At 42.7% G+C, this 14,055-nt stretch carries 15 protein-coding genes; 13 read left to right on the top strand and 2 right to left on the bottom strand.

What is annotated here, in order from left to right; genetic code table 11:
- Window positions 1–116: 116 nt before the first annotated feature.
- The 6 genes from BDI_RS00815 (at window position 117) to BDI_RS00790 (ending at window position 7,185) form a co-directional block, all read left to right on the top strand.
- Complete coding sequence (locus BDI_RS00815) at window positions 117–2,528, top strand: TonB-dependent receptor (RefSeq protein WP_011965914.1); 2,412 nt, start codon at window positions 117–119, stop codon at window positions 2,526–2,528.
- A gap of 128 nt (window positions 2,529–2,656) precedes the next feature.
- Complete coding sequence (gene mce / locus BDI_RS00810) at window positions 2,657–3,067, top strand: methylmalonyl-CoA epimerase (RefSeq protein WP_005861524.1); 411 nt, start codon at window positions 2,657–2,659, stop codon at window positions 3,065–3,067.
- A gap of 36 nt (window positions 3,068–3,103) precedes the next feature.
- Window positions 3,104–4,657 carry an acyl-CoA carboxylase subunit beta gene (locus BDI_RS00805; protein ID WP_005861522.1) on the top strand — a complete coding sequence of 518 codons (1,554 nt, stop codon included), beginning with the start codon at window positions 3,104–3,106 and terminating at the stop codon, window positions 4,655–4,657.
- Between the two features lie 21 nt (window positions 4,658–4,678).
- On the top strand, window positions 4,679–5,566 hold the full coding sequence (locus BDI_RS00800) for an OadG family transporter subunit (RefSeq protein ID WP_005861520.1): 888 nt from the start codon (window positions 4,679–4,681) through the stop codon (window positions 5,564–5,566).
- Window positions 5,567–5,588: 22 nt separating this feature from the next.
- Complete coding sequence (locus tag BDI_RS00795; protein WP_005861518.1) at window positions 5,589–6,020, top strand: biotin/lipoyl-containing protein; 432 nt, start codon at window positions 5,589–5,591, stop codon at window positions 6,018–6,020.
- A gap of 4 nt (window positions 6,021–6,024) precedes the next feature.
- A complete protein-coding gene (locus tag BDI_RS00790; protein WP_005861516.1) occupies window positions 6,025–7,185 on the top strand; it encodes a sodium ion-translocating decarboxylase subunit beta in 1,161 nt (386 codons plus the stop codon).
- Window positions 7,186–7,251: 66 nt separating this feature from the next.
- Here the strand turns inward: BDI_RS00790 and BDI_RS20950 are convergent, their stop codons facing one another.
- Complete coding sequence (locus BDI_RS20950; protein ID WP_005865784.1) at window positions 7,252–7,398, bottom strand: hypothetical protein; 147 nt, start codon at window positions 7,396–7,398, stop codon at window positions 7,252–7,254.
- 68 nt (window positions 7,399–7,466) lie between these two features.
- Window positions 7,467–8,183: a tRNA (adenosine(37)-N6)-threonylcarbamoyltransferase complex dimerization subunit type 1 TsaB gene (gene tsaB, locus BDI_RS00785; RefSeq protein WP_011965913.1), complete on the bottom strand. Its 717-nt coding sequence runs from the start codon at window positions 8,181–8,183 to the stop codon at window positions 7,467–7,469.
- A gap of 189 nt (window positions 8,184–8,372) precedes the next feature.
- On the opposite strand from tsaB, the gene BDI_RS00780 reads away from it, so the two are divergent.
- The 7 genes from BDI_RS00780 to BDI_RS00755 all read left to right on the top strand — a co-directional run bounded on the left by BDI_RS00780 (window position 8,373) and on the right by BDI_RS00755 (window position 14,050).
- Window positions 8,373–9,245: a YicC/YloC family endoribonuclease gene (locus BDI_RS00780; RefSeq protein ID WP_011965912.1), complete on the top strand. Its 873-nt coding sequence runs from the start codon at window positions 8,373–8,375 to the stop codon at window positions 9,243–9,245.
- 14 nt (window positions 9,246–9,259) lie between these two features.
- Window positions 9,260–9,826 (top strand): guanylate kinase, encoded by a 567-nt coding sequence (gene gmk, locus BDI_RS00775; RefSeq protein WP_005861508.1) that lies wholly within the window; start codon window positions 9,260–9,262, stop codon window positions 9,824–9,826.
- A 3-nt stretch (window positions 9,827–9,829) separates the two neighbouring features.
- Complete coding sequence (locus BDI_RS00770; RefSeq protein WP_005861506.1) at window positions 9,830–10,009, top strand: hypothetical protein; 180 nt, start codon at window positions 9,830–9,832, stop codon at window positions 10,007–10,009.
- Between the two features lie 11 nt (window positions 10,010–10,020).
- The gene (gene nadD, locus BDI_RS00765; RefSeq protein ID WP_005861504.1) at window positions 10,021–10,587 is read left to right on the top strand and encodes a nicotinate (nicotinamide) nucleotide adenylyltransferase; all 567 of its coding nucleotides are present in this window, start codon (window positions 10,021–10,023) and stop codon (window positions 10,585–10,587) included.
- Window positions 10,588–11,077: 490 nt separating this feature from the next.
- Window positions 11,078–11,290, top strand: coding sequence for a hypothetical protein (locus tag BDI_RS19995; RefSeq protein WP_005861498.1), 213 nt, complete (start codon window positions 11,078–11,080; stop codon window positions 11,288–11,290).
- Between the two features lie 74 nt (window positions 11,291–11,364).
- Complete coding sequence (locus BDI_RS00760) at window positions 11,365–12,483, top strand: 6-bladed beta-propeller (RefSeq protein ID WP_005861496.1); 1,119 nt, start codon at window positions 11,365–11,367, stop codon at window positions 12,481–12,483.
- A 19-nt stretch (window positions 12,484–12,502) separates the two neighbouring features.
- A complete protein-coding gene (locus tag BDI_RS00755) occupies window positions 12,503–14,050 on the top strand; it encodes a vitamin K epoxide reductase family protein (RefSeq protein WP_005861494.1) in 1,548 nt (515 codons plus the stop codon).
- Window positions 14,051–14,055: the final 5 nt, after the last annotated feature.

Below are 14,055 nucleotides of genomic sequence, written 5' to 3'. Positions count from 1 at the left end.
TCGTTCTTTGTACTCTTTTAATATTAAGATTCGCAAATATAAATATAATTTTTTGCACCCATATATACGTATCGTTCTTTTTTCTCGTTAGTATTTTTATAATTGAACAATAGATTATGAAGATTCGTGCGATAGCCGCGCTGCTATTTATACTTATTTCCGTGAGTGCCTTTGGCGAGGGCCGCATAAAAATCACTGGTTATGTCCGTGACGCCGACGGTAACCCCCTGGAATTAGTGAATGTCCGGGTTAAGAACACGTTGATCGGCTCCATGACCAACGAGAAGGGATATTATTCCTTTTCCATATCGCCGGGAGACTCTATCTCCATTATTTACTCCTGTCTGGGATATAATAAAGCCGAGCGTATCATTCCCTCGGCACAAGCCGACATGCGCCTGAACGTACAGATGAACAATACCTCATTTGATTTAGGGGAAGTATCCGTTACTGCCATCCGCAAGCAGACCACGACCATGGAGTCCCTAAACGCAGACAAAATCAAGTTATTGCCCGATCCCTCCGGAGGTAGTATAGAGAGCTTGGTCGTTACGTTTGCCGGCGTATCGTCCAATAACGAGCTAAGTTCCCAGTATTCCGTACGTGGAGGTAGTTATGATGAAAATATCGTTTATGTGAATGGTATCGAGGTATTCCGTCCGCTTCTGATTCGCTCGGGACAACAAGAGGGCCTTAGCTTTATCAATCCGGACCTAACGGAGGCGGTCAATTTCGCCGCCGGTGGCTTCGAGGCTCGTTACGGAGACAAGATGAGTTCCGTGCTGGATATTACCTATAAAAAGCCTAAGATATTCGAAGGTTCGGCTTCCGCGAGCTTGTTGGGCGCAAATGCTTATGTAGGCAGTTCTATCGGTAAATTTACCCAAGTAACGGGTTTCCGCTTTAAAAGCGGTCGGTCTATTTTGGGTACCATGGATACAGACGCTGAATACGACCCTAAATTTATCGATCTGCAAACTTACATCACGTACCAATTGGCCCCTAAATGGGAAATCAATTTCTTGGGAAACCTCGCTAACAATAATTATAAATTCACCCCTTATAGTCGGGAAACCTCTTTCGGTACAGCCGAGCATCCCAAGAACTTCAAAGTCTATTTCGACGGAAGGGAAAGAGACCGTTTCCAAACCTTATTCGGTGCGCTTACATTGAAACACAATCCCAATGAGAACACAGAGTTGGGACTTCAAGCCTCCGCTTTCAAAAGCAAGGAAGAAGAGGGATACGATATTGCCGGAGAATATTGGCTGAGCGAGAACGGAGCGGAAAATCCGGATGACGATGCGTCAGCCGCCATGTCCGTAGGCCGTTATCACGAGCACGCACGAAACCGTTTGAACTCCACCGTCATGAATGTCGGGCATTATGGGATGGCCCGCCTTTTAAACAATACGTTGAAATGGGGAGCCACGGTACAAATGGAAAAAATCAATGATAAGATCAGTGAATGGGAAAAAAGGGATTCCTCGGGTTATTCTTTGCCCCAAACGGGTAATAACGTAAGCGTATATTCGAACCTCTTTTCTGATAATCAGATAGAAAGCACACGCTTTTCCGCTTATGCGCAAGACGCGTTCAAATTCAGGACCAAGCAAGGTCTGTTCACGTTAGTCGCAGGGGTTAGAGGTAGTTATTGGACTTATAATAAGGAGTTCCTTTTCAGTCCCCGTGCCTCATTGGGCTTTATCCCGAACTTCGACCAAGACTTGACGCTCCGTTTCGCCACCGGACTGTATTATCAATCGCCCTTCTACAAGGAATTACGTAGAGTAGACAAAGATAAGAACGGCAATAATATCACGGTATTGAACAAAGATCTAAAGTCACAACGCTCCATCCATTTCATCTTGGGAGGAGATTATACGTTCCGTGCCGTAGACCGGAATTTCAAGGTGACCGCCGAGATGTACTATAAAAAGCTGGACAATCTGAATCCCTACACCGTAGATAACGTCAAGATCCGCTATTACGGCGAGAATTGCGCCAAAGGTTACGCCATGGGACTCGATGTCAAATTCTTCGGAGAATTCGTACCGGGTACCGACTCATGGATCAGCTTCTCCTTGATGAAAGCCCAGCAAACCATCCGGGAAACAACGACCGTTCCTATGGCCAATAGCCAAGGCTACAACATCTCACTCTTCTTCCAAGATTATTTCCCGGGCTATAAACGAGTCAAGCTAAATCTGAAAGGAGTTCTATCCGGAGGACTTCCCCAGACAATCCCGGGCAAAGGATACGAAGCCGGCTATTTCCGTACGCCCGCCTACAAACGTGTAGATATCGGCCTCTCCTACCAATTGGCAGGAGGCACGGACGCTATCATGGACAGGGGCTTCTTCCGCCATTTGAAAAACATTTGGCTAGGTCTGGATGTATTTAACATATTAGACATCAAAAACGTTAGTTCCTATTATTGGATAACAGATGTATATAATGTCCAATACGCAGTTCCAAACTATCTGACCGGACGTCAATTGAACGTTCGTCTGATTGTCGATTTTTAATAAAATGTATCTTTAAACACATTTACTGGGAGATAAAAACAAAAAATTATTTCCTCATTCATAAAAAGTAGTGTACATTTGCACACAATAGAAACAAACATTTACTAAATCTTTAAATTATTATTGACATGGAACTTACACATATCGAACATTTAGGTATCGCAGTGAAGAGTATCGAGGCTTGTTTACCCTATTATGAAGGCGTTCTTGGATTAAAATGCTACAATATCGAAGTAGTAGCAGACCAAAAAGTAAAAACCGCATTTTTCAAGGTAGGACAGACTAAGATTGAATTACTAGAGCCGACCAGCGAAGATAGCACGATTGCGAAATTTATCGAGAAAAAAGGTGAAGGTATCCACCATATCGCATTTGCGGTACCTGATGTACAGGCAGCTTTGAACGAGGCTGAGGAAAAAGGCGTTAAATTAATCGATAAAGCTCCCCGTGGTGGCGCGGAAGGCTTGAACATCGCTTTCCTTCACCCGAAATCAACTTGCAGCGTATTGACAGAACTTTGCATGCCGGGCAACAAATAATTAATCCGTTCATTTCTAACAACAAATCAAAATACAATGAGTAACCAGCTTGAAAAAGTAAAAGAGCTCATCGCACTTCGTGAGCAAGCTCGTTTGGGTGGAGGAGAGAAAAGAATCGAATCACAGCACAAAAAAGGCAAATATACCGCTCGTGAGCGTATCGCCATGTTGCTTGACGAAGGTAGTTTCGAGGAATTCGACATGTTTGTTCAACACCGTTGTACAAACTTCGGTATCGAGAAAACTAAATATTTAGGCGATGGTATCGTAACAGGTTATGGTACGATCGACGGACGTTTGGTATATATCTTCGCTCAAGATTTCACCGTATTCGGTGGAGCCTTGTCTGAGGCTTTGGCTATGAAGATCTGTAAAGTAATGGATCAAGCCATGAAGATGGGCGCTCCCGTTATCGGTTTGAACGACTCCGGTGGAGCTCGTATCCAAGAAGGTGTAAACGCCTTGGCAGGATACGCAGAGATTTTCCAACGTAACATCTTGGCATCTGGTGTTGTTCCCCAGATTTCCGGTATCTTCGGCCCTTGCGCCGGTGGAGCCGTTTATTCTCCGGCTTTGACAGACTTCAACATCATGACACGTGGTACCAGCTACATGTTCTTGACAGGTCCGAAAGTAGTAAAAACCGTAACAGGTGAGGATGTAACCCAAGAGCAGTTGGGTGGAGCCAGCGTACACACCACGAAATCGGGTGTAGCCCATTTCGCTGTCGATACAGAAGAGGATGGTTTGCAATTGATCCGTAAATTGCTCAGTTTCTTACCACAGAACAACTTGGAAGAAACTCCGTTAGTTGAGTGCAAAGACCCGATCGATCGTCTGGATGATGTATTGAATGATATCATTCCCGATAACGCTAACCAATCTTACGATATGTACGAGGTTATCGGTACGATCGTCGATAACAACGAGTTCCTAGAGGTCCATGCGGACTACGCTAAGAATATCATCGTAGGTTTCGCTCGTTTCAACGGACAATCTGTCGGTATCGTAGCCAACCAGCCGAAGGTTATGGCAGGATGCTTGGATAGCAACGCATCTCGTAAAGCAGGTCGCTTCGTTCGTTTCTGCGACGCTTTCAATATTCCTTTGGTAACATTGGTTGACGTTCCGGGATTCCTTCCGGGTACAGGTCAGGAATACAACGGTGTAATCCTTCATGGCGCTAAATTGCTTTACGCTTATGGTGAGGCTACCGTTCCTAAGATTACCGTTACATTGCGTAAGTCTTACGGTGGAGCTTATTGCGTGATGAGTTCTAAACATTTACGTGGTGATATGAATTACGCATGGCCGACAGCCGAGATCGCCGTTATGGGCCCGAGCGGTGCCGTAGAGGTTATCTTCGCCAAGGAAGTAGCAGCCGCTGAAGATCCGAAAGCATGCGCAGCAGAGAAAGAAGCTGAATATAAGAAAGCATTCGCTAATCCTTATAACGCAGCTCAATACGGTTATATCGACGATGTTATCGAACCGCGTAACACTCGTTTCCGTATAATTCGTGCTTTGCAGCAATTGCAGACTAAGAAGCTAAGCAATCCTGCTAAGAAACATGATAACCTGCCTCTATAATCCGTAAAACAGGAGATGAATATGATAAATAAGAAAATAGGGGTATTGCTACTGTTCGCTTTGCTCATTTCATTCGGGGCAAAGGCACAGCGCGCAACCTCCATGCGAATTAATGAAGTATTGGTTATCAACGAGGATAACTTCGTTGATGACTATGGCAAACGTCATGGCTGGATTGAGTTGTTCAACACTTCGGCCGGAACGGTAAATATCGCGGGATGCTATTTGACAGACGACAAAAACAATCCCATGAAATATCCGATCCCGAAGGGAGACGTATTAACTCAGATCCAACCCCGCCAGCACACACTATTTTGGGCTGACGGACAGCCGGGCAGAGGTACATTCCACGTTAACTTCGTATTAGATCCCTCTAAGGAGAATTATGTTGCCTTATATGACGCCGACGGTAAGACCTTGATCGATGAGATCACAATTCCGGCAGGCCAATTAGCAGACATTAGCTACGGTAGAGTGATTGATGGCGAAAAAGACTGGGCACAGTTAAAGAAAGTCACTCCCAGTACGAACAACTTGACGTTGGACTCCAATGAGAAAATCGATAACTTCAGGGTTAATGACTCTTTAGGTATCGGTATGACTATCACGGCTATGGCTGTTGTATTCTTAGGTCTGTTCTTGTTGTACATCATCTTTAAGCAGATTGGTAAATTATCTATCGCCGCTAGCAAACGTAACGTAGAGAAGGCCGTAGGTTCTGCTTCAGTTACCGCAGACGCAGGACAAGAATCTGGAGAGATATTCGCCGCCATCGCTACCGCTCTATACGAAATGAGCGATGATAATCACGATATCGAGAACACGGTTCTCACTATACGTAAGGTACAACGAGCTTATTCTCCTTGGAGTTCAAAACTCTATGGCTTACGTCAAACTCCTCAAAAGTAATTATCTAAAAACGAACTAAAGAATGAAAAGTTTTAAATATACCATTAACGGTAACGTATATAAAGTACACATCAATTCTGTAGTGGATGATATCGCAGAACTTGAAGTAAACGGAACTCCCTACCAAGTTAAGATGGAGAAACCGGCAAAGAAACAAATGGTTACATTGAAACGCCCAGCTCAAGCCCCGACTACGGCAAGTGGAGACCCTGTTGTTTCCCGTCCGGCGGCTTCTACGACACAAGGGGCTGTTAAGACTCCGCTACCAGGTGTTATCTTGCAGGTTAAGTGCAACGTAGGTGATACCGTGAAGAGAGGTCAAACCTTGATTATCCTTGAGGCTATGAAGATGGAGAACAACATCAACGCAGACCGTGACGGTAAGATTATAGAAATTAAAGTACACAAGGGAGACTCTGTGCTAGAAGGTGCTGATCTCGTAGTAATCGGATAAGACTATGCAAGAGAGCTTTTTAACATTCTTAGGTGAGAACTTACAACTGTTCCTTACCTATACAGGTGTATACAACGCTACTCCGGGACATCTCATCATGATTCTGGTAGGTCTGTTGTTTATATTCCTGGCGATTAAATATGAGTTTGAACCGATGCTTTTGATCCCTATCGGATTCGGTATCTTGATCGGTAATATCCCTTTCAAGGACGCAGGTCTTCAAGTAGGTATTTATGAGCAAGGGTCTGTACTGAACATCCTCTATCAGGGTGTGACCTCTGGATGGTATCCGCCATTGATCTTCCTCGGCATCGGGGCCATGACCGACTTCTCCGCATTGATCTCCAATCCAAAGTTGATGTTGATCGGTGCAGCGGCTCAGTTCGGTATCTTTGGTGCTTATACGATTGCTCTTCAAATGGGATTTGAGCCGAACCAAGCAGGTGCTATCGGTATTATCGGTGGTGCTGACGGTCCGACGGCTATCTTCCTTTCTTCTAAGTTAGCGCCAAACTTAATGGGTGCGATTGCGGTATCCGCCTACTCATACATGGCGTTGGTTCCTATTATCCAACCACCGTTCATGAGATTGCTTACGACTAAGAAAGAGCGTTTGATCCGTATGAAACCGCCGAGAGCCGTTTCTTCCACGGAAAAAATTATCTTCCCGATCGTTGGCTTGTTGCTTACTTGCTTCTTGGTTCCGTCCGGTTTACCATTGTTAGGTATGCTATTCTTCGGAAACTTATTGAAAGAAAGTGGCGTGACTCGTCGTTTGGCAGAGACTGCTCGTGGTCCGCTGATCGATACAATCACGATCTTATTGGGTATCACGGTAGGTGCTTCTACCCAAGCTACACAGTTCTTGACATTGAACTCTATCAAGATCTTCGGTCTAGGTGCGTTATCATTCGTGATCGCTACTTGCGCCGGTGTATTGTTCGTTAAGTTATTCAATTTAATATTGAAAGACGGCAATAAGATCAATCCGCTTATCGGTAACGCCGGTGTATCTGCTGTTCCCGACTCAGCTCGTATCTCTCAAGTCGTAGGTTTGGAATACGACCCGACCAATTACTTGTTGATGCACGCTATGGGTCCGAACGTAGCAGGTGTAATCGGTTCCGCTGTAGCTGCCGGTATCTTGCTAGGATTCCTTGGTTAATAAAACAACTATCTATATTAAAAAAGGCGAGGTCCGAAAGGATCCCGCCTTTTTATGTTATTGTTCTCAGTTAGTTTGCTCTATAGGAACCGGAGTAATCTCCGTACTCGTATCCTCCACCAACGTTGTCCCGAGGAACAACCAGATCATCAAAAGGATTATAGCGACAACCACACCAAATACCAATAGCGTATTCACACTTTTCTTTCTCATGTCTTTAACTGATTTATTCATTTTAGAATAAACAGCCGGAACATGAATTTGGTTGTGTACCCTTACTCTTATTTGTTTTTCCCTAACGCCTCGTTCAGCACTTTATTCTTAGCGATCGTTGCTTGGAATTCTTTCAAATAGAAAGGCTCAAAATAAGCCACATTCTCAAAACGGCCATCATCATATGCTTTCTGCGACAAGGATGCCATATTTACAGCTAATGGATAGATACCATCTATAAAACAGGCGTTCGGAGAAGTGATTACCGTCTCACATTTAGCGGCACCGTCTCCAAAGAAACAAACCTTACCGTTCTCTAAAAAAGAAGCATACGAATCAGCATCTACGATATCAGCAGTCGTAGCACGTATCGTGTTGAGATGGGAATCATAAATCGAAGAGTAGACTTCCATACGACGGGCATCCAACATAGCGCAATACAAGCAATCGGCCTCCTCCTTATTTTTCCGGATAGCGGCAGACGCTAAAATATCCAGCGTATGAATACCGATCAAAGGAATACCGTACCCAAAGCATAATCCTTTAGCCACAGACACCCCGATGCGTAACCCCGTATAAGATCCGGGTCCGCTACTTACCGCCACGGCATCCAGTTTCATCCCTTTCGACTTCGCAGCCTCTAATGCCTCTTCCATATAAACGCCCAATAACGCCGCATGAGACGGCCCCTCGAAGGAAGCCTTCTCAAAGACCACCTCCTCCCCTTCCGACAGGGCTACTGAACATACGGAAGTGGATGTCTCGATATTTAAGATCAATGACATAATAATTAACTATTAACAATTGATAATTGAACGAACAAACAATCTCAATCCTTCAATCTGATTAGGCTGCGAAGGTATACAAAAATTCATTATACTATCAAGGCAGCCCTATGAGAAACATCTATTTATGAGAAAATAAACATCAAATCTAAAAGGAAACCACTATCTTTGCGCAAACTTTTGAGAAAAATGATACAATCAATGACTGGGTTCGGTAAGGTTACTGCCGAGCTCCCTTCAAAAAAAGTAACCGTAGAGATAAAGGCTTTAAACAGTAAGCAATTGGATTTGTCCACCCGTATCCCTTCCATATACAAGGATAAGGAAATGGAGCTTCGGAGCCTGTTACTTCAATCTTTGGAGCGGGGAAAAGTTGAGTTCAATATCTTTATAGAATATATAGGCAAAGATACTCCTACACAGATCAATCTTGCCGCCGTAGAGAATTATTACAACCAAATCAAGGTGATCGCAGAGAAACTGAATATCAGCGTTCCGAACGATTGGTTCCAGACCTTGCTCCGGATGCCGGACGCAATCAAGTCCGAGACCGTAGAACCGGACGAATCCGAATGGGGGGTGGTTTTAGAAACGGTAAAGGACGCTATCAAGCACCTGTGTGATTTCCGTATCCAAGAAGGAGCCATGCTTCAAAAGCTTTTTGAGCAAAAGATAGCCAATATCGCCACTCTGTTGAAAGAAGTGGAGAAATACGAGGGGGAACGTATCGAGAAGATCAAGGCTCGTATCATGGATAACCTGCAAAAGATAGCCGAGAAGGACTATGACAAGAATCGTTTCGAGCAGGAGATGATCTATTACATCGAGAAGCTGGATGTCAACGAGGAAAAGAACCGTTTGGACAACCACTTGAAATATTTTATCTCAACCATGGAATCCGGTCACGGCCAAGGCAAGAAGCTCGGTTTTATCGCTCAGGAAATGGGGCGTGAGATCAATACGCTCGGATCAAAGAGCAACCACGCCGAGATGCAGAAGATCGTGGTCCAGATGAAAGACGAGTTGGAACAAATCAAGGAACAGGTACTAAACGTATTATAATAAGATTAACGAGAATGGCTGGCAAATTAATTATCTTCTCCGCACCCTCGGGTTCCGGAAAATCAACCATTATTAATTATCTTTTGAAACAAGATTTACACCTTCGCTTCTCCATCTCGGCTACCAGCCGGGCTCCGCGGGGAACCGAGAAGAATGGTGTGGAATATTATTTCCTTACGCCGGAAGAGTTCCGCAGTCGTATCGCTAATGGAGACTTCTTGGAATATGAGGAGGTGTATACCGATAAATATTACGGTACGTTAAAGAGCGAGGTAGAGCGTATCTTGAACGAAGGGGATAACGTGATTTTCGATGTGGATGTGGTAGGCGGATGCAATATCAAGAAATTCTATGGAGACCGTGCCCTGTCTGTCTTTATCCAACCTCCTTGCATCGATGACCTACGGAAGCGATTGGAAGGACGGGGAACAGACAGCCCGGAAGTTATCGAAAGCCGTATCGCCAAGGCTGAGTATGAATTAGGGTTCACGGGACAGTTTGATAAGGTTGTCGTAAACGATGATCTGGAGACTGCCCAAAAAGACGCGTTGAAGATCATTCGTGAGTTCTTAAACAAATAGTCTATGTCTAATATATTCAAGAATACCCGTTTTATGATGGGGCTTTCTATCGTTTGTGGGATAGCGAGCCTCGTATTAGGTGGTATTAGCCTGTATTATAAGGAGTATATCATCGGGGGTGCCCTGATATTTAATATATTCATTTGTTTCATCAACTATAAGGGTTGGCAAAAGAAGGGTTAAGTAAAAATCGTATGGGACTCAAGACCGGGATTTACAGTGGATCATTCAATCCCATTCACATAGGCCATCTCGCCTTGGCGAACTGGCTATGTGAGTTCGAGGGATTGGATGAGGTGTGGTTCGTAGTCACGCCTCACAATCCGCTGAAGAAAAAGGATGACCTGCTCGATGACTCACTACGGCTGGAAATGGCCCAAGCCGCTATTGACGGATATCCTAAATTCAGGGTCTGCGATATTGAGTTCTACCTACCGAAACCTTCTTATTCCATTGATACCCTACGAACCTTATCCCGTAACTATCCGAATCGGGACTTTTATTTTATCATGGGAGCCGATAACTGGCAGCTTTTTCCCCGATGGAAAGAACACGAAAAAATACTCCAAGACTACAAACTGCTGATTTATCCCCGCCTAGGATTCGACATCTCGATCCCGGCCATTTATCCGAACGTGAAAAAGGTAGACGCTCCCTTGATGGAAATCTCCTCCACATTTATCCGTAACGCTTACCAAGCCGACAAGGATATCCGTTTCTTCCTGCCGGAAGGAGTGCGGCCTTACTACTATAAGATCTAAACAAACCTGTCTGTCAACTTATATAACCGAAAAAAAGCAGTAGTACTTACTTGCCCATAGAATATATACTGCTAGTGGCAAAGGATATATACTTACTTAGGAAAGTTAGTACTACTCAATCTTAAATGTATGAGCGTACTGACTATGCCTAAATTTACTTCACAGATTTTACTGTTATTTTCTAAGGTACTTCACATCTTAGAGAACCTTCTCCTGAAAAACTTCACAGGGTTGAAAGTTAGTATGAGCTGTTTTTCTAAGCTTCATGTTAACCGATAAAAGAACAAGGAAGTTCAAAATAAAATTAGGTTACATCATTTCTCATGACCTTCCCGTAAAAGTTAATTTTTGTACCCTATACAATTAAATAGATAAAATACATTAAACAAAACACACAAAGCACCGTTTTTCTTGTTTTTAATATTTTTTTAATTTTATTTGTAAACATCAAAGCATTACACATCTATTAACTTTTTAAATCTTTCAAATTATGGACAAACTCAAAAAACTGACAAAAGTCGTACTAAACCAACAAGGTAAAGTTCTTCCAAAAGAGCAAATGATGAAAATCTTAGGGGGAGGAAGTGCGTATTGTCATTGCTGGAACAGTTCCGGTTCCTTTGAAGCCTCCAGCTGCTCTGAGTGTGATTCTAAATGCAATGGTCTTGGAGGAGTACAAAACTGCAATACCATAGGAGGTTAGTAACAAAAGAAAGAACAGGTTTTAGCAGGCGCCATCTGCTAAAACCCGCTTTTTTTCTTAAAACAAAAACGATCATGATCTATCTTCTATTTTTAGTCGCTCTTTTGCTTATCTGTTGTAATCCGGATCAAGCCAAGGATAATAGCAAGGACGAAACAATCGAGTATTTTATTCCACTCTCACATCGGGTAGAAAAAGACGTGGATGAAATGTTTGAGGAATATCGGTATGTCCCCTTGGAAACAAGAGACGATGCATTGATAGACGTACTTTACAAAATCAGAAACATCGCCCTCTTCCAAGAGGACATATACATCGGCTCTGATGACATTTTAATAGCATATGATAAATCAGGAAAAATCAAACGTGTCTTATCTAAAAAAGGGGAGGATCCACAATCATACTTCTTCTTAGGGAATTTCACGATATGGCCTAATGGGGATATCTTAATTTCCTCATCAGGAGATGTCACTACTTATTCCAATTCGTTCAAATTTATTCGCAAATGGAGTGATCATGAGAATATTGGACTTATAGAGGCTATCATCCTATTCAATGACAGCTCATACATTATAAAATGTACGCCTACCGAGAGGCAATTGCGTTACAGAATAATCAATCATAAGAACGGAACCTATATCAGCACCTATGACTCCATAGAGAAACAAAATAAATATATCAGCTCATTCACAAACTCATTCGAACGTTTTGAAGGACTTATAATCTCTCATGGCTATCAAGGCAATGAGATACTTGAGTGTACGATGGATAGTACTAAAGTTCGATATCGAATAAATATCGACAATAAAATTCCTCCAGCGGGATTTTGGGCACAAGACGGAAAGGACTATGTGCAAATCGTAATGGAGGAAGCTGAAAAAGGATACATCGGTCATATCCCAGATTACGTGGAATCAAAGGAAACAATATTACTCTCCTTCAAGGGAAAAAGGGATGATCTTGAAGGGGTTGCCTTAATCGACAAAAAAGATGGAAACGCAAGAGTTTTAGAGAACATCAAGTTCGATGACAACTTCCGGTGGTTGCCCAAACAGTTCTTCTCGTTAGATGAGGGCTGGTGCGCCATGCTAATGTATCCGGAAGACGTTTTGAAGAAGGAAGAGTTCGCACGACGCTTCCCCGGACTGAACGAGGAGAGTAATCCAGTGCTGTTTATCGGGAAGCTGAGATAATCACTAAAAACTCTAAGCTATGGAACATGACAATCTGTTCATCCAAATTTTAGAAATCTTATCGATAAAATACACGAAGGATTTTACCCTAAGATTCTACGAGAAGCATCCACACAAAAACAGCCTGTTTGGATTATCCGAGATGCTACGTTATTATAAGATAGAGAATGTAGCAGCCGAAATTCAAAAAACACAAGAATGCTTATCCTCATTGGATGTACCCTTTGTGGCTTACGTAGATCATGAGTTTGTATTGGTACGACATGTTTCTACCGAGGCAATCATCTATTCATGGCGAGGTAAAAACATCACATTATCTATCCCGGTATTCTTGGAACGATGGTCAGGAATCGTCCTTCTTTTCGAATCCACCGATGAATCTATTGAACCGGATTATAAAGAGCATAGAAAGGAATACTTACGACAGCGGATAGTAATCGCATGTTTCGTTTCATTACTTCTATCATTAATAGGGTGTGCCCTTATCACCAACAGAGGAATGGAGATAGGAATCTGGGGGTTATGGGGTGTTAATGTGATCGGAGCATCTTTCTGCGGTATCCTGCTTTCTCGAGAGATCTTAGGCTCGGATAAATATGTCAACAAAATTTGTTCCTTGTTTTTGAAATCCAGTGATTGCAACGGGACATTGGATTCCCAAGCATCTCATTTCTTGGGGATCAGTTGGAGTGTCTTCGGCTTAGGATATTTTCTTTCCGCAATATTGTTTATCGCCTTGTTGCCCCAATATGTTATATATGCAGAGACTCTGAATATAATCGCATTACCTTATACAGCGTGGAGCGTATGGTACCAAAAATTTAGGGTAAAACAATGGTGCGCTTTATGTTTATCTGTACAAGCTACCGTATGGATCACCTTTCTTATCTCTCTATTCGCGATAGGCATGGATTTCAATCAATGGGATTTATTTGATTTCACTACCATTGGATGCGTGTATGGGCTCGTCATTCTATCGCTCCATTTTACTGTTACATTATACGTAAAAGAAAAGCAAATCCAACGAAGCAACAATAAACTTAGCAGCATAAAACTGAATGCCTCTGTATTTAAGAGCTTATTAAACGAACAGCCTCAATATGACATTGACAAAAATACAGGAATATTATTGGGCAATAGGGATGCCAAAGAGTGGATTACCATTATCTCTAATCCACACTGTGCTCCTTGCGCAAAATTACATCTCCAAATAGAAAAGTTACTCAAAGAATATAAAGAAGAGATTTGCATACAAATCATCTTGACCTCTTTTAGCAAGGAATTAGAACCTAGCGCCATGCTACTGACCTCCATGTATCTACTAAATAATGAATCGGATTATTTACGATTCCTATCTGACTGGTATGCAAAAGGGCGTCATAAAAAAGAGGATTGCTATAAAAGATACAGATTAAATCCTAATGACAAAGATATGTTAGCCAATTTTCAAGCACAAAACGAATGGGTTAGGCGCAATACAATAAGTTCCACTCCAACAGTTTTGACAAATGGTTATTTATTGCCGGAAGAATATGAGTTAAAGGATATGTCGTATTTAATAAATTAAGTACT

It is taken from the genome of Parabacteroides distasonis ATCC 8503, from assembly GCF_000012845.1.
Classification (GTDB): Bacteria; Bacteroidota; Bacteroidia; order Bacteroidales; family Tannerellaceae; genus Parabacteroides; species Parabacteroides distasonis.
The sequence above is the reverse complement of the archived record's forward strand: the minus strand, read 5'-3'. Positions and strand labels throughout refer to the sequence as shown.